The 20,121-nt window shown below is 44.5% G+C and carries 18 protein-coding genes and 2 pseudogenes; 11 read left to right on the plus strand and 9 right to left on the minus strand.

Annotation, left to right across the window (positions count from 1 at the left end; all coding sequences use genetic code 11):
- The first annotated feature begins 218 nt into the window (after positions 1–218).
- The 3 genes from LYNGBM3L_RS26595 (at position 219) to murI (ending at position 5,051) form a co-directional block, all read left to right on the plus strand.
- Positions 219–1,646: a cation:proton antiporter gene (locus tag LYNGBM3L_RS26595; RefSeq protein WP_008188710.1), complete on the plus strand. Its 1,428-nt coding sequence runs from the start codon at positions 219–221 to the stop codon at positions 1,644–1,646.
- 448 nt (positions 1,647–2,094) lie between these two features.
- Positions 2,095–4,029 (plus strand): N-acetylmuramoyl-L-alanine amidase, encoded by a 1,935-nt coding sequence (locus LYNGBM3L_RS26600; protein WP_044494951.1) that lies wholly within the window; start codon positions 2,095–2,097, stop codon positions 4,027–4,029.
- A 125-nt stretch (positions 4,030–4,154) separates the two neighbouring features.
- On the plus strand, positions 4,155–5,051 hold the full coding sequence (murI, locus tag LYNGBM3L_RS26605) for a glutamate racemase (protein ID WP_008188715.1): 897 nt from the start codon (positions 4,155–4,157) through the stop codon (positions 5,049–5,051).
- Here murI and LYNGBM3L_RS44375 read toward each other — a convergent pair.
- Entirely contained in the window at positions 5,048–5,218 is a 171-nt protein-coding gene (locus LYNGBM3L_RS44375; protein WP_008188717.1) for a hypothetical protein, read from the minus strand. The two genes, murI and LYNGBM3L_RS44375, sit on opposite strands and share 4 nt — an antisense overlap.
- Before the next feature lie 498 nt (positions 5,219–5,716).
- Between LYNGBM3L_RS44375 and LYNGBM3L_RS38925 the strand changes: the two genes are divergently transcribed.
- The 3 genes from LYNGBM3L_RS38925 to LYNGBM3L_RS26620 all read left to right on the plus strand — a co-directional run bounded on the left by LYNGBM3L_RS38925 (position 5,717) and on the right by LYNGBM3L_RS26620 (position 10,478).
- Positions 5,717–6,511 carry a lysozyme gene (locus tag LYNGBM3L_RS38925; protein WP_008188719.1) on the plus strand — a complete coding sequence of 265 codons (795 nt, stop codon included), beginning with the start codon at positions 5,717–5,719 and terminating at the stop codon, positions 6,509–6,511.
- Positions 6,512–7,313: 802 nt separating this feature from the next.
- Positions 7,314–8,474: an iron-containing alcohol dehydrogenase family protein gene (locus LYNGBM3L_RS26615; RefSeq protein ID WP_044494954.1), complete on the plus strand. Its 1,161-nt coding sequence runs from the start codon at positions 7,314–7,316 to the stop codon at positions 8,472–8,474.
- Between the two features lie 798 nt (positions 8,475–9,272).
- Entirely contained in the window at positions 9,273–10,478 is a 1,206-nt protein-coding gene (locus LYNGBM3L_RS26620; RefSeq protein ID WP_044494956.1) for an aspartate aminotransferase, read from the plus strand.
- Positions 10,479–10,765: 287 nt separating this feature from the next.
- On the opposite strand, the pseudogene LYNGBM3L_RS50640 reads toward LYNGBM3L_RS26620, so the two are convergent.
- Both LYNGBM3L_RS50640 and LYNGBM3L_RS46730 read right to left on the minus strand, forming a co-directional pair.
- A pseudogene (locus LYNGBM3L_RS50640) lies at positions 10,766–10,879 on the minus strand (IS630-like element ISMae26 family transposase); the annotation flags it as partial.
- A gap of 729 nt (positions 10,880–11,608) precedes the next feature.
- A complete protein-coding gene (locus LYNGBM3L_RS46730) occupies positions 11,609–12,523 on the minus strand; it encodes a restriction endonuclease (RefSeq protein WP_008188725.1) in 915 nt (304 codons plus the stop codon).
- Positions 12,524–12,801: 278 nt separating this feature from the next.
- Between LYNGBM3L_RS46730 and LYNGBM3L_RS47900 the strand changes: the two are divergent.
- Positions 12,802–13,002: pseudogene (locus LYNGBM3L_RS47900) on the plus strand (hypothetical protein); the annotation flags it as partial.
- Between the two features lie 224 nt (positions 13,003–13,226).
- The gene (locus LYNGBM3L_RS26640) at positions 13,227–13,616 is read left to right on the plus strand and encodes a hypothetical protein (protein WP_008188729.1); all 390 of its coding nucleotides are present in this window, start codon (positions 13,227–13,229) and stop codon (positions 13,614–13,616) included.
- Positions 13,617–13,975: 359 nt separating this feature from the next.
- On the opposite strand, the gene LYNGBM3L_RS26645 is transcribed toward LYNGBM3L_RS26640, so the two are convergent.
- From LYNGBM3L_RS26645 to LYNGBM3L_RS44380, 4 genes are all read right to left on the minus strand, one after another.
- A complete protein-coding gene (locus LYNGBM3L_RS26645; protein WP_229414732.1) occupies positions 13,976–14,647 on the minus strand; it encodes a CpsD/CapB family tyrosine-protein kinase in 672 nt (223 codons plus the stop codon).
- A gap of 280 nt (positions 14,648–14,927) precedes the next feature.
- Entirely contained in the window at positions 14,928–15,272 is a 345-nt protein-coding gene (locus LYNGBM3L_RS26650; protein WP_008188731.1) for a GNVR domain-containing protein, read from the minus strand.
- A gap of 154 nt (positions 15,273–15,426) precedes the next feature.
- Entirely contained in the window at positions 15,427–16,593 is a 1,167-nt protein-coding gene (locus LYNGBM3L_RS46135; protein WP_008188733.1) for a GumC family protein, read from the minus strand.
- A 70-nt stretch (positions 16,594–16,663) separates the two neighbouring features.
- Positions 16,664–16,819 carry a hypothetical protein gene (locus tag LYNGBM3L_RS44380; RefSeq protein WP_154659927.1) on the minus strand — a complete coding sequence of 52 codons (156 nt, stop codon included), beginning with the start codon at positions 16,817–16,819 and terminating at the stop codon, positions 16,664–16,666.
- A 236-nt stretch (positions 16,820–17,055) separates the two neighbouring features.
- Between LYNGBM3L_RS44380 and LYNGBM3L_RS44385 the strand changes: the two genes are divergently transcribed.
- Together LYNGBM3L_RS44385 and LYNGBM3L_RS26660 are read left to right on the plus strand one after the other, a co-directional pair.
- Positions 17,056–17,250 carry a hypothetical protein gene (locus LYNGBM3L_RS44385; RefSeq protein ID WP_154659928.1) on the plus strand — a complete coding sequence of 65 codons (195 nt, stop codon included), beginning with the start codon at positions 17,056–17,058 and terminating at the stop codon, positions 17,248–17,250.
- A gap of 188 nt (positions 17,251–17,438) precedes the next feature.
- On the plus strand, positions 17,439–18,785 hold the full coding sequence (locus LYNGBM3L_RS26660; RefSeq protein ID WP_008188739.1) for a RuBisCO small subunit-like domain-containing protein: 1,347 nt from the start codon (positions 17,439–17,441) through the stop codon (positions 18,783–18,785).
- Between the two features lie 168 nt (positions 18,786–18,953).
- Here the strand turns inward: LYNGBM3L_RS26660 and LYNGBM3L_RS44390 are convergent, their stop codons facing one another.
- Entirely contained in the window at positions 18,954–19,091 is a 138-nt protein-coding gene (locus tag LYNGBM3L_RS44390; RefSeq protein WP_154659929.1) for a hypothetical protein, read from the minus strand.
- A gap of 14 nt (positions 19,092–19,105) precedes the next feature.
- Here LYNGBM3L_RS44390 and sfsA point away from each other — a divergent pair, with 14 nt between their 5' ends.
- On the plus strand, positions 19,106–19,837 hold the full coding sequence (gene sfsA / locus LYNGBM3L_RS26665) for a DNA/RNA nuclease SfsA (protein WP_008188741.1): 732 nt from the start codon (positions 19,106–19,108) through the stop codon (positions 19,835–19,837).
- 46 nt (positions 19,838–19,883) lie between these two features.
- Here sfsA and LYNGBM3L_RS26670 read toward each other — a convergent pair whose 3' ends face one another.
- Entirely contained in the window at positions 19,884–20,114 is a 231-nt protein-coding gene (locus LYNGBM3L_RS26670) for a hypothetical protein (RefSeq protein ID WP_008188743.1), read from the minus strand.
- Between the last annotated feature and the right edge of the window lie 7 nt (positions 20,115–20,121).

A 20,121-nucleotide genomic window follows, 5' to 3' on the forward strand; every position in this document is an offset into this window, starting at 1 on the left:
GTTGGCACGCCCTTGATTAGGAATTAAGTACCATAACTTAACCCAACATCTAACACCTCAAACCTGACATCTAACATTTAATACATAACACCTAACACCTAAGCATCAAAACTCCATTGACAGAGTACTAGCTTAGTTTGAGCCCCTGACTAGACCTGAGAGGCTCAAGGATTGCCATAATTTTTGTAAAGTATAATGAATGATTTATTCGCAACTACATGGCTGATACAACTGCCTGGGTGAATCTCCTCACCCCCTTACCATTCCTCCCCCCTGAACACCCTCTGCCATCCCTATTGGCAACAGCAACGGAAGCCACTGCTAATGCTAATGAAGCAGAAAACGGTTCACTGGTTCTTGCAGGAGTGCTATTGAGTCTAGTGGTGATCTACTTCGCCAGTAAACTTGGAGGCGAAATTTGTGCTCGGATTAACTTACCACCGGTATTAGGGGAATTGGTCGGTGGTGTAGTTGTCGGGGTTTCTGCCCTAAATCTGCTAGTTTTCCCAGAAGGGGGCAGTGTGGCTAGCAATTCCTTAATGATGAGCTTTCTGCAAACTACCGCTGGTCTAACCCCAGAAGCTACCAACTCAGTATTTCAGTCTACTAGCGAGGTGATTTCCGTCTTAGCGGAACTCGGCGTTATCATCCTGTTATTTGAAATTGGACTAGAGTCTGACCTCAAAGAACTGATCCGTGTTGGTCCGCAGGCTGCTGTGGTAGCTGTAGTTGGCGTGGTTGTCCCCTTTGCTGCTGGTACTGCTGGTTTAGCTTACCTATTTCATATTTCTGCTGTCCCTGCTATTTTTGCTGGTGCTGCCCTAACTGCCACTAGTATCGGGATTACCGCTAAAGTCCTAGCAGAAATTGGACAGTTGAGTTCTAAAGAAGGGCAAATTATCATTGGTGCTGCCGTACTCGATGATGTCCTAGGAATTATCGTCCTGGCTGTGGTGGCTAGTCTGGCAAAAACTGGGGAAGTCGTGATCACTAATGTGATCTATTTGATTATTAGTGCTGGTGTCTTCCTAGTTGGAGCAATTCTAATCGGTCGCTTCCTCGGTCCGTATTTCGTTGCCTTGGTCAAGGAAATGAAAACCCGAGGTCAGGTATTACTGACAGCACTCATTTTTGCCTTTGTCTTGTCCTATATTGCCACAGCTATCCAATTAGAAGCCATTTTGGGAGCCTTTGCTGCTGGGCTAGTCTTGGCAGAGACGGATAAGCGTCGAGAATTAGAAGAACAGGTCTTACCAGTGGCAGATATACTTGTGCCCATCTTCTTTGTTACTGTGGGAGCCAAAACTGATTTGAGTGTGCTTAACCCAGCAGTTCCCAGTAATCGCGAGGGTTTGATCTTGGCAACTTTCCTGATTGTGGTGGCAATTCTTGGTAAGGTGATCACAGGATTGACAGTCTTTGGTCAATCAGGAATTAACCGTCTGGCTATTGGGGTTGGCATGATTCCCAGAGGTGAAGTGGGGCTAGTCTTTGCTGGTGTTGGTTCAGCAAGTGGTGCTCTTTCAGAAGCCACTGAAGCAGCGATTATCATGATGGTTATTTTAACGACTTTTATCGCTCCGCCTTTGTTGCGGTTGGTCTTTCAAGAGCCATCTGAGCCGGTGGAAACAGCTGGAGAGTCTTGAGACTTGTTGCTAAGCTATCTGAGCTTGCTGATTAAAGACAATTATTGATGCAGGATTCTTGAAGAATCCTGTTCAATTTAGTTGATTGTGTATGCTTTAAGATTTGACAAAGCTAAGTGTGTTAACTAAAACCAAATTTTCGATTCAGAGAAACCCGTGTATACTGAAACTCTTGAAACTTAACCAAGCTACTCTACGTCCGAGTCTGTTAACGGTTTTAATAAGATTAATCAGATTAATCTTATTAGTCAAACAGACTAGACATTGCTTGACTGGGCTATTAATTAGGGGTATTCATCGTGAGTGGTTAGGGATTAGCGGTTAACTATAGCCTACTCTAGGCAGCTGTTGGGGTCTAATACTTAACCGCTAACAGCTGGTATAACCAATTGCTATAACCAATTGCTATAACCAATTACCTAAGATACATGATACAGGAGTAAGAATTGTGAGGTTTCGCTGGCTACTGCTACTCTCCAGCTCTTTGACATTTTCTCTATTTTCATTGGCGGCTCAAGCCCGTGAACTACTATTTTGGCAATATGATCGCAATCAGAATCGCCTGGAATTTACCACTGATGTGGGTGTACAACCCACAGCCCAACTCATTTCTAATCCTACCCGGTTAGTGATTGATTTACCGGGAATTAACGTCGGAGGTCCATCAACAAATCAGCGTCTAAGCGGGGCGATTCGAGAAGTGCGAGTGGGTCAATTTGAGAGACAAACCACTCGGATTGTGGTTGAATTGGCTCCTGGTTACACTATAGACCCCCAGCAGGTAAAATTTCGGGGTATTAGCCCCAATCAGTGGACTGTACAATTACCTCAGCCTTATCGAGGGTCACTGCCGGTTCTGCCTAACCCAGCACCGCCATCTCTACCACCGGCTCAGCCACCGACCCGCACTCAATCCCCTCCACCACGGCCAACTATTCCGAGATCCAATCCAACTATTCCGAGATCCAATCCGGGGATTCGCCGCCAAGGCTTTCAGATCAATAGAAATGGATTTTTTGTCAGTACCGATGGTGGGAAACCTATCATTCAAATCGAACGAAGTCGCAATAACCGCCGCATTAACATCGACCTAGAAGGGGTTACAATTGCCGAGAGTCTGTTAGGGGAGGATTTGGAGGTAAATCGCTACGGGGTTAGCAAAATCGAGTTTGAAAAGAAAAAAGAGTCCCCACCGATTGTCCGGATGACCCTAAATGTGGATAGTGACAGCCCTGATTGGCTGGCATCGTTCAGTCAAAGATTGGGAGGGGTGTTGATTTTCCCTAGGGGGATCCCAGCTCAACGCTTAGATAATGGACCAACATCCAAAGTGCCAACGAAACCGATTCAATCTCGTGGCTCGGCTAATACCGGTAAGTTAGCCACCATTGGGTCAGTGGAACTGGCTAGTAATCAGACTCAGCTATTGATTAAGGCTAACCAACGGGTCAGAGCCACTAGCAAATGGGATCCTCGTTCAAAGTCTTACCAAATTACTATACCGAATGCCAAACTAGCTGAGAAGTTCAGTGGCCCTCAACTTAATACCACTAGTCCCGTATCAGAGGTGATGGTTCGGCAGGAGGACAAAAACACGGTGCTGATTCTGGTACAACCATCAAACGGTACCCGAATTGGTAGCCTCAATCAGCTCAATGATCAGCTGTTGGCTCTGCAACTGAGACCATTTCTATCAAGGAGGCCAACCAGGATACCCCCGCGCTCGATTCCTGTGCCACCGCCTAACTCGATTCCTGTGCCACCGCCTAACCGGACTCGCCCACCAATTCCCAGACGTCGGGTTCCCAAAGAGCGCCTGGTAGTGGTCATTGATGCCGGACACGGTGGCAAAGACCCTGGTGCTATTGGGATTGGGGGTATACAAGAGAAGGATGTTAATTTGTCGATTTCCCGACAGGTGGAAGCGCTGTTGGAAAAACAGGGGATCCAGGTTGTCATGACTCGCTCAGATGACCGATTCATCAGTCTGAATGGACGAGTTCAAGTGGCAGAACGGACTGATGCTGATTTATTTGTCAGCATCCACGCTAATGCTATCGGGCGTAACCGACCGGATGTGAATGGATTAGAAACTTACTACTACTCTACTGGTCAGAGTCTTGCCCAAACCATCCACTACACTATCTTGCGGAGCGTGGATATTAGTGACCGACGTACCCGACGGGCGAGGTTTTATGTGCTCAGGAAAACCTCCATGCCAGCAGTTCTGGTAGAAGTTGGTTTTCTAACCGGCTATGAAGACTCCGCTAAACTGAAAACTTCCGCCTATCGCAGCCAGATGGCTAGAGCGATCGCTCGTGGCATCCTCCTATATATTCGGCAAAATCGGTTATATTCGGCAGAATCGGTTGACCTAAGTTAAGTTCTGATATTTTGTCAATTCTTAATTGATAATTGCTAACCTATAATCTAACAATTTTCTTGTTTTGAGCGAACCTAAGTAATTTGTTTATTGCCCCTGGGTGGGTAGGTGCCAATTCTTAGCCAATGATCAATAACCAAATTTTGATCTCTCGAACTCAACCCCAGAGTAGTCCTATCGGGATTTTCGACAGTGGTGTGGGGGGTCTGACTGTTCTGAGGGAACTATACAAACAACTACCATCCGAATCAATTATTTACTTTGCTGACACAGCACGGCTACCCTACGGTACCAGATCTACCGATGAAATCGTGCAGTTCGGCTTCGAGATTCTCAGCTGGATGGTGCAACAGGATGTCAAAATGGTGGTGATGGCCTGCAACACCAGTTCGGCTCTGGCATTGGAAACTCTGCGTAGTGAGTTTGACATCCCAATGCTGGGGCTGATTCTACCGGGTGCCCGTGCGGCGCTCCACCAAGGTCGTCGGATTGGGGTGATTGCTACACCAGCTACGGCTGCCAGCAATGCTTATCGAAATGCTATTTTAGAGGTTGAACCAACGGCTCAGGTCTGGCAAGTGGGTTGTCCGGAGTTTGTGCCATTAGTGGAGCAAAATCGCTTGTGCGAACCCTACACTACAGCGGTAGCACGGCAGTACCTAGAACCTTTGCTAGCAGCCCAAATTGATACCCTAGTTTATGGCTGTACTCATTATCCCCATCTCGAACCGATCCTACGGGAAATATTACCCCCAGACGTTAAATTGGTAGACCCAGCGAAATACGTTGTTGCTGCTGCTGCTCAAGAACTGGATTTAATTGGAGGGAAGAATACTGGGGAGGCAAGACCAACTCGCTTTGGGGTCAGCGGTTGTCCTCAACAGTTTGCCCAACAGTCCCTACAATGGCTGGGTTACACTCCAACAGTTGAAAAAATACATCTACCACAGGTGTCAATCCCTAGGATACCTTTAGGTGCGACCCGTGATGGCGAGCAATCCCTTGACCGTAGGTCACGCTAAGCGAACGCCATCACGGAAAGCGCACCTTTAGAATCGGTAGACTGACCAATAATAGACCGATTTTTTTTACCATAAAATTGCTTGTGGAGGCAATAGTTAACGCATCCCACTTTCCTTAGGTGAAGTCGTTGCTCAGAGGCGATTTCACCTAAGTTAGTTATTATCATGATTAATTTTTCGCAATTTTTTCGGTCACTTTAACCCCTTTAACTCACCCTAGATCTAAATCAAGCTAAATCAAGGTTTGGCTCGGCTTGTCATATCATCTCCGGATAATTACCCTTAATAATCTGTCGCCCACGGGAACGCGCACCAAGAGACGGGAAAGGGGAATTCCTAGTTTTGTAAATTTTTGTTTCAAACTTATCACAATTAACGTAAAAGCGAAAACTCACGCTGAAGACTACTTTAGTAACTCAAAACCCTAGTTGTTGAGTAAGCAGTCAGCTATCAGCTTAGTCAAGAAACAGAGTCAAGTCATGGAATTTTTTTCCTGGGCGACTCTTGTCTATTAAAATCTGGTTTATCGCTTTTTTATAACCATTAAAAATTGCGAATTAATAATTTACCCTTAACCTTTAGCAATAAAAAATCAGGGATATAATAATTAGTAAAGCAGATTTAATCGCCAATAACGTTACGTTAATTTTATAAGTAATCCAACTATGTCAGCTCTAACTATTAAAGACATCAACATCGATAGCCTTTCTGTGGAAGAACGCTATGCACTTGACATTCTAGTCAACCTGCCAGTGCCTCAGGTTAGTCAACTCCAAGAATTAATGGAATTGGAGGTAGAAGACGTTATTAACCCTATAATTTTAGAAAATTTTCTTGAACTGTGTCAAGAATGCGGCTTGGACTTGTCTGAGGCAGGAGTCAATAAGTTTAAAGATGCTAACAAACTCGGTAATACTGGAGCTGTCAGAGGAATTATTGGTCCTCAAACGGCTCAGTTTTACTTTGATGCTATCATCAATAAAGTAACACCAGAGTTGCCACCAGGTACCGATAGAAACATTAACCAAGCTGGTTTAGATCTTGTTAAAGAGTTTGAAGGACTCCATAAAAGGTGCCCTGATGGCAGAGTAGAAGCTTATATCGATCCGGTGGGAATTCCTACTATTGGATGGGGTCATACTGCTGGTGTTAGGATAGGAGATATCATCACTGTTGAGCAAGGGGAGAAATTGCTCAGACAAGATTTAGAAAGTTCTGAATCTACGGTGAGTAATCTTGTCAAAGTATCACTGACTGATAATCAATTCTCTGCTCTAGTTAGCTTTGTGTTCAATATAGGACCAACAGCGTTTAGGCGCTCGACATTATTACGTAAGTTGAATCATGGTGATGATCAAGGGGCTGCCAATGAGTTTCTTCGTTGGAACAAGGGTGGTGGTCGAGTCCTATTAGGCTTGAGCAAACGCAGAGAAGCGGAGCGTAAACTGTTTCTGAGCTAATTCAAATTGAAGGTTAAAGGTTGCAGGTTGAAAGGTTGAAAGTTTGAAAGGTTGAAGATTGTCATCCAAGGCTACACCTAATACCTAACCCCTAACCCCTCTAAGTTTGGCAAAATGTATAATAAAAGACCTATCACCCAGTAAGGTAATTACTCACCTTAGCCAAAAAAATGGGTTTAAAGCCCCGTCCTTCTAGGACGGCTTTTATTTTAATCTCTGACTTGACAGTTTTCACAGAGCGTGTTATTGAAAAATATAACAGATAACTAAAAACAATACGGATAGACACTATCTTAGAATAAGTAGACAATGTAAAAAACAAGCTAAGAGATAAGCATGTTGCATAATCCAATCTAACGATTTGGTCGTCTATGAAAATCTAAGATTAAAAAAAATATGGGCTCTCCTAGACTGATTATAGTAAATGAGTAGTTTAAATTAGCGATTACCCCTTAAATAGCAAGGGATTCAATAAACTAAAAATACATTTTTAGTTTATTGGCATTTTTAAATTAATCAAACCCTTGATTAGTAAAGGCTATGGCGATTATTTTATACTTTATAATAGCCACTCTAGGAGAGCCAAAATATTTAAAATCATTGTCTATCTAAATCCTTAATAATTTAGGTACGGTGGGGCACACCGAAACCTAGGTCATAGACCAAACACGCTCATGGAGAATTGTCCTCTACCTTTCCTGGCTCCGGCCTGGTTAGGCAAGACAGCTCGTTGAAGTGAGAATCCCCGTCCATAAGCGGGCGGGGAGTGTCAACAAACCAAAAGTTTATTTGGGCTACAGGCATGACCAAACAAGCACCTACTTCCTTGCTTTACCTAAACGTGGCACCGACTCAAGTAGTGCGTTGCTCCTTGGAAGAATCAGGAAATGCGATCGCACGGCTGGGAAATCGTCCTTTGATTCTAGGAGGTCAGCATACTCTGGCTACCCTAGCCTCATCACTGGAATCGGTTTTGGAACAGCATCAACTCAGTTATGAATGCGCATCCTACAGTCCTGATTGCAGTGAGAAGTCTCTAGCTAAACTCTCAGAAGCTGTTGCTGCTCATCAATCTGACTTGATTATTGGGATTGGCGGAGGTAAGGCGTTGGATACTGCTAAAATCCTAGCGCACCAGTGCCAGTTACCTGTGGTTACTGTACCCACCTCTGCTGCTACCTGTGCCGCTTGGACAGCTCTATCTAATATCTATTCTGACCATGGGGCTTTCCTGTATGATGTTGGACTTGACCATTGCCCAGATTTATTGGTACTCGATTACAGCTTGATTCAGACAGCGCCCCAACGTACCCTAGTTGCCGGGATTGGTGATGCCTTAGCGAAGTGGTACGAAGCTTCGGTTAGTAGTGGTAGCGCTACAGATACTCTAATTATTGCGGCTGTCCAACAGGCAAGGGTATTGCGAGATATTTTGTTCCAAAAGTCGGTTGAGGCTCTAACCCAACCTGGTAGTCAAGTTTGGCGGGAAGTTGTTGATGCAACAGTTTTACTGGCTGGTGTGATTGGGGGCTTGGGTGGAGCTCGATGTCGTACTGTTGCTGCCCATGCTGTACATAATGGTTTAACTCATATCCCAGCAGCTCACGATTCTTTACATGGTGAAAAGGTGGCTTATGGCATTTTGGTGCAGCTGCGTTTGGAAGAAATGCTTCAGGGGAACCAACTGGCGGCATCAGCACGGCAACAGTTGCTGAAGTTTTATGCTGAGCTTGGTTTGCCCCAAACTCTCCAAGACCTGGGATTAGGGTCGATTACCTTGGCTCAGTTACAGAAAGCAGCTGAGATTGCCTGTGGGGAAAATTCTGATATTCATCGGCTACCGTTTAAGGTGCTTCCAGAACAGCTGATGGCAGCAATGGTTTCTACTAGGATACTAGTTGAGGGCAGTCGTAAGGAGTTAAGTTTGCCAGCGGTTGAGGTTGAAGGTTGTCTGTCAGAATGAAGAATGTAGAATGAAGAATGTAGAATTTGGAATTCTACATTCTTCATTCAAAAATGTTGCAGGTTGCAGGTTGTAGGTTGAACGGTGTTGGGTTAAGGTTGCAGCTTTTGAGCTCAAACCTGTTGACACTCCCCGACCATTAGGCGCGGGGATTCCTAGATCAACGAGCCGCCTTAAACCGCCGTATTCCTATCTTTAACGCCGTCAAAAATAGGACAGTACTTAACCAAAAACCCGTCAAGACCAAGTTTTTAGTCAATTTACGACAGACCCAGAGGGCGATTCTCCCTAGGCGTTTGGTTACTTAGTTGGAAGTGCCTTTAAGAGTCCGTTTCTCTTCCTTGTCGCCTGGTTCCGGTGTGCCCCACCGTACCGTTTCTTTTTCTCAAGTTGTGATTTTTCTGGGTTCACACGTTAATTGTTAGTTAACGATTGGGTTTTTAAGGAGGATTTTCCCTGCCCTCCGGGCATTACTGTTTTAAGGTCAAGCAGTGGCGGGCTTCTCTCCCGGTTGCGCCTCGGTTTTTCAACCTGTACCCTATACTTATATACCCTAGGGCTAGATAATCGTCAACCCTTTAGACTAGATTTCTTTTAGGCTAAAAGCGCGCTAGTCGCTTTCATCTCCGCTCGCTTTGTGGCGGAGTTTTCAGTGTTCGGATTTCTAATAACCTTTTATATTACTAGCATTTTCCCTTATACTGGCTCTCAACTCGTTCGCGATCGCGTGGCCTTTTGGCCAAAGTCAAAAATTCTAGGTTTTGACCTTCAACCGGCTAACTTCCAAACCTGACACTGATGATGGTAGATTTGATTACCCCAGCACAACGACTAAGCGCACTCCCTCCCTATGTATTTGCTCGTTTAGATGAATTAAAAGCAAGAGCCCGTGAGCAAGGGCTGGATTTGATTGACTTGGGGATGGGTAATCCTGATGGTTCAGCACCGCAGCCGGTGATCGAAGCAGCGATCGCAGCCTTAAAAAATCCGGCTAACCATGGTTATCCTCCCTTTGAGGGGACTGCTAATTTCCGTCGGGCAATTACGAATTGGTATCACCGCCGCTATGATGTGGAGCTAGACCCAGACAGTGAAGCTTTACCTCTGTTAGGGTCCAAGGAAGGACTAGCTCACCTAGCCTTGGCCTATGTGAATCCGGGAGATTTGATTTTAGTACCTTCTCCTGCTTATCCGGTCCACTTCCGGGGTCCGTTGATTGCTGGGGGGGAAATTCACAGCTTGGTTTTGAAACGGGAGAATGATTGGCTGATTGATTTAGGGGCAATTCCGGATCAGGTTGCCCAACGAGCTAAGATCCTCTATTTTAACTATCCCAGTAATCCGACCACCGCTACCGCCCCAAGGGAGTTTTTTGAAGAAATTGTTGCCTTTGCCCGTCGGTACTCAATTCTGCTAGTACATGACTTATGTTATGCGGAATTAGCATTTGATGGCTATCAGCCTACTAGCTTGCTGGAAATTCCTGGCGCTAAAGATATTGGTGTAGAATTCCACACCCTATCCAAAACTTATAATATGGCTGGCTGGCGCGTTGGCTTTGTAGTGGGGAATAGCCGCATTATTCAAGGGTTGCGTACCTTAAAAACTAATCTGGACTATGGGATCTTTGCTGCCTTGCAAACCGCTGCTGAAGCGGCCTTGCAACTGCCAGATGTTTACCTTCAAGACGTCCAAAACCGTTACCGCCGCCGCCGAGATTTCATGATTGAGGGTTTGGCAGAGTTGGGTTGGCAGATTCCTAAATCCAAGGCAACCATGTATCTGTGGGTTCCTTGCCCAGTAGGGGTAAGTTCAACGGATTTTGCTCTGGATGTTTTGCAGCAAACTGGAGTAGTCCTCACGCCGGGAAATGCTTTTGGCATCGGGGGTGAAGGGTATGTGCGGATTAGTTTGATTGCGGAATGCGATCGCTTGGGTGAAGCCCTCAATCGGTTGAAACAAGCTAATATCCGCTACCAAGCCGAAACAATGGTTAAGGTTTAAGGTTTAAGGTTTAAGGTTTAAGGTTTAAGGTTTAAGGTTTAAGGTTTAAGGTTTAAGGTTTAAGGTTTAAGGTTGTAAATAGGTGCAAGTTGTAGGTAGGTGCAGGTAAGTGAACTCAACAACTGTTGGGGGAATTATATCAAATCTGGTAGCATCGGTTTACAACTTGCATTTGCCTTAACTATCCTTACCGACAGCGATTTTTGCGTATAGCTGTCAGTGAGAATGGCCAGAGTTTAGAATGGGTGCATCTCAGTTTTGCCATTAGGCAAAACTGAGATGCACCCTGGCGGACTTCCCCCTTGACGTTGCGGTTTAATATCTCCGGTTTCTCTATGTTGTTTTAGTAATTTTTGAATAAAGCTTTTGGCTACACCAAAACGTTGAGCTAAGTTTCGGAGGTGCGACCCTAGGGCGATTTACTCGCCCTAGGAGGCGCGCACCTTGATAATTTTTATTTGTTATGAATTTATAGAATTTTTTGCCGAAAGTCAAGAGAGTAAGGTTTCATACGAAATTTTTATAATTAACTATTTAATCTATTTATAATTGTACCTCATAGCTATGAGAAACGCTATATATTCCAAGCAGTAACGCTTCAAGTCCTAATTTTGATCAGCAATCAGCAGCTATTCCGACAACCCCAAAAAAAGCAATACCTCCTATCATTCCGAGCGGTAGCGAAATTTTAGCTAAACACTACCAGCGCGTCATGCAGGAGATACTCAATTATGCTTTACCAGCATTCTGAATTATTCACTCAACACCCGCTGCAATTAAACAGCGGGTGTTTTTTACAATGAACTATCTTCCTGGGGGGGTGACATACAAGCTGAAATCCTTACTGGATAATAATTTCAGCCCATAAGTTCCAAAAATATACATTCTGTTTTGGGCGCTCCTTTGGACGTAGTTATAAGGGTTTGAGCTTGCCATTAAGCGATGCAGCTTCGGAACAGGGGAGGCAGCGCGGTCTTGGGGGTTCCCCCCATGAGCGACTGCCGTGGTTTCCCCCACTCGCGCTTTGCATCAAGACAATGACTTGAGGGTTAATTTCCGACTGTATCTTCCATGAGCCCATTGGCATCAAAGCCTTATAGAGTAAGCTTTTTGGGGCTCATGTCACCCCCTCAGCTATCTTCAGAAGGCTTTTGCTTATATACTTTTTTAATTAATTTTTTCAAATCATCCCTATCAAAAAGCATAATGTCAGTCTTAGCTGCCAGATTTTTTGCAGGTTCTGTAAACTTACTATTAGTGATAACTAGTCCCAGGTTCGCCTGATAATAGCCAATTGCCCCTGTTACTTCCTGAACGGCCTTAATCCCTACGCTACCTTGTTGTATCTTGGCTTGAACAACAGCCTTTATCTCCCCTTTTTTAATTACCAGATCGGCTCCATAATCCGCAGTTGCTGCAGTGCGCTTCACTTGGTAGCCCAGTTGCTTAAATAATTTAGCCATAAATTTTTTAAACTCCCTCCCCTTCATTTTATCAATTATATCTAAGTGTTCATCAATATCCTCTATAGATTCAATATCTAAGTGTTCATCAATATCCTGTTTCGATTCACGCCTATCATCAACCAAAGATTTACCATTATTTACTTCTGCTTTGAGTTTGCGTTTCCAATCAACTTTATATTTCTTTATTCCTAAATTATCAAAAGATGATGAATTCGATGCCCGCCTATCCTCAACCGAAGATTTACCATTATTCACTTCTTCTTTGAGTTTGCGTTTCAAATCACGAGAAACCATTAACCGTTCAATCTCTTTACAGAGAGATGCTTTAGATTCTCCTTCTTGTTGGCGCTCTTTATATATTCCAACCAGTAATGCTTCAAGTCCGAATTTCGATAAGCCATCAGCAGCTATTCCCACCACCCCAAGAAAAGCAATGCCTCCGATCATTCCGAATGGACCTAACATTGCCAAAGCCGCTGTGATCGCTGCTGCTCCAGTAAATCCCGTTGTTGCCATAGCAATTAGAAGTATCACACCAGGTAAGCCTAGTGCAGCAAACTTTCTAACCACTTCATCCATATCACTATTCCTCAATATTGTTAGCTTAGAGAATTGCTCTAATTGTCACCAGTATTCCCTCCAAACTGAGTAACGACATCAGTGGAAATAGGGGATTATTGAATTAACGACGAAGCAAGCTAATAACAGGTTTACACCAACCACTTTACGTTGTCTACTTATGGTTAGCGTGAATAAAGTCAAAGCTTACTGCTGACAACCTATGGGAATCCTGCTTGATGAGTGCGCCCCACGACTAAGTTAAAATAGAGGCGTAAAGCTGAAACAAGATCATTCCAATGACAGTCCGACAACCTCGATACAGCAAAGAAGAATTTGCTCGACGTGGTGATGAAATCTACGAAACTCAGGTGCGTCCAAAGGTCGAAGCAGGGAATCACGGCAAGATTGTTGCCATTGATATTGAAACAGGCGATTTTGAGGTTGACCCAAGGGAAATAGCCGCTTGCGATCGCCTCGAAGCCCGTAACCCAGATGCTCAGAGGATATCTGAAAAGTTTTTTGATACTGAATTTTGCCCCCCTAGCCCCCCAATTCTGGGGGGAACAAGAATCAATTTGCTGGTAGAAGTCCCCCAAAATTGGGGGACCAACGGGGGCTTGGATGTAGCAAATGAGACTTTTCAGACAACCTCTCAAATCTGGATAGTCCGGATTGGTTCACGCTATGTTCGTCGGTTCGGTGGACGTGGAAAAAGAACGGGATGATTAGAGGAAATGTTAATGCAGACTTTGAACCCATTATTCCCATTTCAATTTATGGCTTGAATGGTAAAATTTACACTCAAGCGGCAATCATAGATACAGGGTTTAATGGTTGGCTTTCACTGTCTCCAGATTTGATTACTCAGTTAAATCTGAGATGGAAAAGGCGAGGACGCGCTCTTCTTGGGGATGGTAGTGAATGTATTTTTAATGTGTATGAGGTAGTTATCCTATGGGACGGATTCTCTCTAACAATTCCCATCGATGAAGCTGATTCAGAACCACTTGTTGGAATGTCATTGATGGAAGCGATGCAGCGCGGTCTTGGGGGTTACCCCCATGAGCGACTGCATCAAGACAGGCTATCAACTCATGATTCAAGTCTTTGAAGGAGGCAACGTAGAACTCCACAAAGTCAATGCACTCTAACTAATCACTACATCTTTCGCACTATCTCCCGTTCTTTGTAATTATCTATTAATTATCTAGGGATGATGGTCAATAGTAAATCGTCAATTCTAATTAGATTCAGTATCTAGGAATAAGGGGAAATCGTCCTCCCTACTCCCTACTCCCTACTCCCTACTCCCTACTCCCTGCTCCCTACTCCCTACTCCCTGTTCCCTTTGCTATATATGATCTAATTACTCATAACTAGCAACATCAAGTATTCTATTAAGAGCAACGCTTTCATCTGAAATGTATTCCTGAGAAAAATGGTAATAACTGTTAGGCTCATTATCAGGAATCACGCCATTAACCACCAAGCCCAGAACAGTCTGACCAGACTGCTCCAAAAGGCGAAAGCAGCACTACCAGAATCTACCACTCCAGGTCGGGAAACTAACAGCACACCATCGGTCATTTTTCCTAAGATAGGAGCATCAGCAGCAACGTTTAAAGAAGGGGTATCAATAATCACAAAGTCGTAACGACTAGCAACATGGTTAATCAATGAAGCCATGCGCTGGGAATCCAGAAGCACTGCTGGATTAGGAGGTACTACTCCAGAGGTCAGGACATCCAGAGTCTCGATTACTGGTTTAATGGCATCCCCCAAGTTAACCTGATTCACAAGCATATTGCTCAAGCCCACTTCATTGGACAAATCCCAGATCCGATGTTGAACAGGCTTATGGAGATCAGCATCGATTAGCAATACCTTACTTCCTCGCTGAGCAATCACTGCTGCTAAATTAGCAGACACCGTTGACTTACCTTCTTGAGGTAAGGAACTAGTCACAGTCACCGCCTTGAGGGCTTTATCTGAACTCAAAAACTTGAGATTTGCTTGCAGCATCCGATAGGATTCACTGATGGGAGACCGAGGCGTATTCCGAACAATAACTTGGGGGGTAAATGGATCTAAAACTTCCTGTGATGGATTTAATAATTGAGTTTTACTAAAGTGGGGAATCACACCCAGCAAGGTAAATTTAAATAATTGCTTAACGTCTTTGGCGTTGCTGAATTAAGGAATGAATTCGCGATCATCTGGTGAAAGTTAAAGCCCCCTAAATCCCCCAACTTTGCGGTGCGACCCAAGGGCGATTTACTCGCCCTAGGAGGCGCGCACCGGAAGGGACTTTGAAGGTCTTATTCCCCCCAGAATTGGGGGGTTAGGGGGGCAAAACCATACCCAGAATAAGCAACGCCACGTCTTTAATGGTTTTCAGAGATTTATCTCTTGTTTCTAAAATCTAAATAATTGCTGCGGTCGCAAACAGTCCCTGAAAGCAAGCAGCAATATAGGCTATTTTAGCAGAATAAATCGGAATCATCGGCACCTGAGCCCCTGCAATAATGCGGGCATTACCCATGTTTTGATTTTCCGCTACCTGAATTTCTCCAAGCTTATTTAGCAACAGAGAATAGGTGGATTGGGACACATCAAGTTGCCGTTCTAACTCGCGCTGCTGTTGTTCCAGTCTAGGGAGATCGTTAAGTCTTTTTCGGTAAGCGGTTTGGGCATTGACTAAGGCTTTTGTCTGATTAGCCAAACCTAAACGAGCTGCTTCTAATTCTACTAGCTCTTTAGTAAGCATTCAGCCGTCAGCCGTCAGCCGTGAGCTAAAGGCTCAAGCTGCTTGAGGTGCTTTTTGGCACAGGCTTTGGCCTTGGCCTTTTGGCCTTTTGGCCACGCTACGCGAACGGCCACGCGTGCGCGTTTGGCCACGCTGTGCGAACGACGCTGGGACTTCACTCAGCATTATTCCAATGCTTACTTGTTGTCTTGATGCAATAGCGAGTGGGGGAAACCCCCAAGACCGCGCTGCATCGCTTATTCAAAAGCTGAGAGCTGAGAGCTGAGAGCTGAGAGCTGAGAGCTGAGAGCTGAGAGCTGAGAGCTGAATACTTACGCTCTTTAGTCAGGTCTTGTTGTAACTCTCCTAGTTTAAAAAGCTGGCTAGCAGGTTTCGGCTTAGCATTAGAAACCTGTTTTACTCGCTGGTTTAGGATACCTTTTAGGCTGGCTACCTTACTTTCTAACTTAGCAATTGTGGGATGGGTGGATTGGAAACGGTTACGCTCTAGGGCCAGTTCGACTTCCACTTGGCGCAATTCTTGGAGTGCCTCCTGCACCTCAGGAGACTGTTTAAGAGCTGTAAGAGCTACAGCTTGTTTGGAGTTCATGCCCAATCGTTTTTGGAGCGATTCGTACTGGGCATTGACATCAGCCATTTTAGACTGATTTTGAGCAATTTCCTTTTGCAAATCTGTCAGGACTTCGATAGCTGAGCGAGCTTCTGCGTCTAAAGATATCACTTGATTTTCTTGTTTGAACTGACGCAAAGCTGCTTCTGTTTTACTAACAGTAGCTTCTGCTTGAGGTAACTGTTTCTCAATAAACTTCCGAGCAGCTACAGCTTCAGCCCGTTGAAAATCTAAGTGATTTTCTAAATAGATAGTCATTAGTTGATTAACAACTGCTGCTGCTTCTTTAGGGTCTTGAGATTGGTAAGATACTTCCAGAAGATCAGTTTTCCGAATATTGGTAACACTGACATTGTGCAAAAAGTCTTTAATTGCTAAAGGTTGCCCCTGATTATCTTTAAGATTTAGTGCGGTGATTGTCTTTTGAGCCAGAGGCTCAGACATCATGATGTTGGCTTCTGTATCTAGAGGATTACTTTGGTCTACCAGAGGTTGTAAAATACCGATTTCTTTACCTACCTCGGTAACTGAAGACGTGGTATTAAGCCGCTTAAATAACAGCAATCCTTGGGCTACATATACCGGCTTTTGCAATGATGCCACCAGAGACATAATCACAGAAACTGATACAAAAATACCGGAAGCTGGTAGCCAACGTCGCTTCAGGATCCACCAATATTGTTCAAACCTTGAGGATTCAGGAGATTCCATAAATAGCTCAAGAAAAAATTGTTTAAGTACCTGATGCTTATTTAGGGATATCCTAGCCCAACCAATAGTCTCAATTGTGCCAATACGCCAATTTGAGTACTGTTTGTTGAAGGTTGGCTGGTTGAAGGTTGAATGTTGAAGGTTGAAGGTTGAATGTTGAAGGTTGAAGGTTTAATCGGGTTAATCGAGTTAAAGGTTGAACGCGATCGCGTGGCCTTTTGGCCAAGGTTGAAGGTTGAAGGGTTAATCGGCTTGATGGTTGGCTGGTTGAAGGGTTAATCGGCTTGATGGTTGGCTGGTTGAAGGGTTAATTGGGTTGGCTGGTTGAAGGGTTAATTGGGTTGATGCTTGAATGTTGGCTGTTCGCTGTCAACTTTAAACCTACCCTACTTCAGAGGCCAAAGGCAAACAACCACATAACCTACCCTACACCGAACGCCAAAGGCGAACAACTAAATAACCTTGGCCAATAGGCCATGCGATCGCGTTCAACCAGCCAACCTTGGCCAAAAGGCCACGCGATCGCGTTCAACCAGCCAACCTTGGCCAAAAGGCCACGCGATCGCGTTCAACCAGCCAACCTTGGCCAAAAGGCCACGCGATCGCGTTCAACCAGCCAACCTTCAACCAAATAACCTTCAACCTTCAACCAAATAACCTTCAACCAAATAACCTTCAACCTTCAACCAAATAACCTTCAACCTTCAACCAGCTAACCTTCAACCTTCAACCTTCAACCTTCAACCCGATTAACCCGATTAAACCTTCAACAAACTGTAATAGTATTTCCAATAGGCTGAAAAATTGCCGGATTTGACGAGATTCTTACCATAGCACCTGTTTGTATGTCCCAGCACTATTACATTTCTCCCCGGTTTATCGATAAACTGGCAGTTCACATCACTAAAAACTTCCTTGACATACCCCATGTCCGTGTGCCTCTAATTTTGGGAATTCATGGACGGAAGGGGGAGGGTAAGTCCTTTCAGTGTGAGCTTGTGTTCGAGCGCATGGGAATTGAAGCGGTTCATATGTCTTCTGGTGAGCTAGAAAGCCCAGATGCTGGGGATCCAGCCCGTCTGATCCGCTTGCGCTACCGAGAAACGGCTGAAATGATCCGAGTCAAGGGTAAGATGTGTGTGCTGATGATTAATGACTTGGATGCTGGGGCGGGACGGTTCGATGAACGAACCCAATATACGGTAAATACCCAGCTGGTGCATGGGACTTTGATGAACATTGCTGATAATCCTACCAATGTCCAACTTCCAGGGAGTTATGACTCACAACCGATCCACCGAGTACCGATTATTGTCACTGGTAATGATTTTTCTACTCTGTATGCGCCCTTGACTCGGGATGGTCGGATGAGCAAATTCTACTGGGAGCCCAACCGAGAAGACCGGATTGGTATTGTTAGTGGTATCTTTCACGGAGATGGACTCTCTAGCGGGGAGATTGAACAACTGATTGATACCTTCGACAATCAAGCGATTGATTTCTTCAGTGCTTTGCGATCGCGTATTTACGATGAACAAATCCGTAAGTTTATTTATGATATTGGTATAGACCGAGTTTCTTCTCGTGTAGTCAACAGTAAGCAAGGACCGCCCAAATTTGAAACACCAAACTTTAGCATCTCCCGCTTAATTGAGTTTGGAGAACTGATTAAAGCTGAGCAGCAACGGTTGGAGCTCAGCGGACTAGCTAGGGAGTACAATCAAGTCCCCTCCCTGACGAGCCCAGCAAGTAATACAAATACTAATACAAATAGTAATTCTCATATCCCAACCCCTGACCAACCTCAAGCAAACCACAAGGCACCTCTATCCAATCCAGTCATCAGTGAGTCAACTAGCCCTAAGGTCGCCAACGGGTTAAATCAATGTCAGATAGGACAGCACAACGGTAGCAAAAAGCCCTTAGATCTAGGATTAGATCTAGAAACCCAAGAGCAGATTGGAGAGCTTTTGGCTCAAGGTTACCGCCTAACCCTAGAATACGGCAATGAGCGTCGCGTTAAGAATAATGCTTGGAAAAGTGGGAATCCATTACCAGAAAACAATGTATCGGAAGCGATCGCAGCTTTGACAGAACGCTTAGGGGAGCATAAGGGTGAGTATGTGCGCCTAATTGGTATCGACACCAAAGCCAAGCGGCGGGTTATCGAAAAGATTATCCAACGTCCTTGATATCTTTACGTAAGCATTCAGCTATCAGCTATCAGCTATCAGCTGATGGGTAAATCCCTAGACTTTCAATTCTCATTAATCTGGAACTATAGCAATTCTATATCCCATAAGGTACAAATTGATCCCCCTAAATCCCCCTTAATAAGGGCGACTTTGAGGTTGATAATTCTACCTCATAACTGCGATAAACGCTATATTAAATTCTCCCTTTTGAAGTTTATTTTCAGCTGACGGCTGACAGCTGACGGCTGACAGCTGACGGCTGACAGCTGACGGCTGACAGCTGACATCTTTACAATTAACCAATCCACAATTTTAACATGACTAATGACAATAACTTGATTTACTCCTACCCACCCCTAAAAGCTGGAACTTTACTCAAACGCTACAAACGCTTTCTTGCGGATATTGAACTGCCATCAGGGGAAATTATTACTGCTCACTGCGCCAACACTGGCCCAATGATCGGAGTATCAACCATTGGCTCTGCTGTACAAGTGTCCCATAGTGATAACCCAAAGCGGAAGTTACCATACACTTGGGAAATGATTCAGGTCAAGGACAATGAACCAACTTGGGTAGGGGTTAATACGGCTTTACCTAATCGAGTGATTAAGTTAGCGTTGGAACAAAAAGTGATTCCAGAATTAGCCGACAGCTACAGCGAAATCCGCCCTGAGGTGCGTTACGGAAAAGAAAGGAAAAGCCGCGTAGATTTTTTACTGACTGGCTCAGATCGTCCGATTTATTTAGAAGTTAAAAGTGCTACCTTAGCTGAAGAGAATCGTGCTTTATTTCCTGATACAGTTACTACTCGTGGACAAAAACATTTGCAAGAACTGATGGCAGTACTTCCCGAAGCACGAGCGGTGATGCTTTATTTTATTAATCGTGCTGATTGTTTGCACTTTTATCCTGGTGATAACTATGACCCAGACTATGGTAAACTCTTAAGGGAAGCAGTTAGCAAGGGTTTGGAAGTGTTGCCTTGTCGCTTTGAAATTACCCCGTCAGGAGTTCGCTATTTGGGGTTAGCAACCTTTGAGTGTTGAGGGTGTTAGTAGGTTATGTATAATTTGGAGTTGTTAATAAAATCCCTTAGGGAAAGGCAATAGGCAAGAGGCAATAGGCAATAGGCAATAGTGAAAAAATCTTGTGTACCTCATAGCTATTAGAAACGCTATAGAGGTGCGCTTGACCTTGGCGAATTAAATTCGCCAAGGTCAAGCGCACCTGTTGCTTTTTGGGCGAGTTGTCGCCCCCCCAGACTTGATCTAATTTAATTCTTGGGGTCTCGATTTTGGCTTGTTGTGAGTTGTGGGATTCCATGAAATCA

Source organism: Moorena producens 3L, from assembly GCF_000211815.1.
In the GTDB taxonomy this organism is placed as follows: domain Bacteria; phylum Cyanobacteriota; class Cyanobacteriia; order Cyanobacteriales; family Coleofasciculaceae; genus Moorena; species Moorena producens.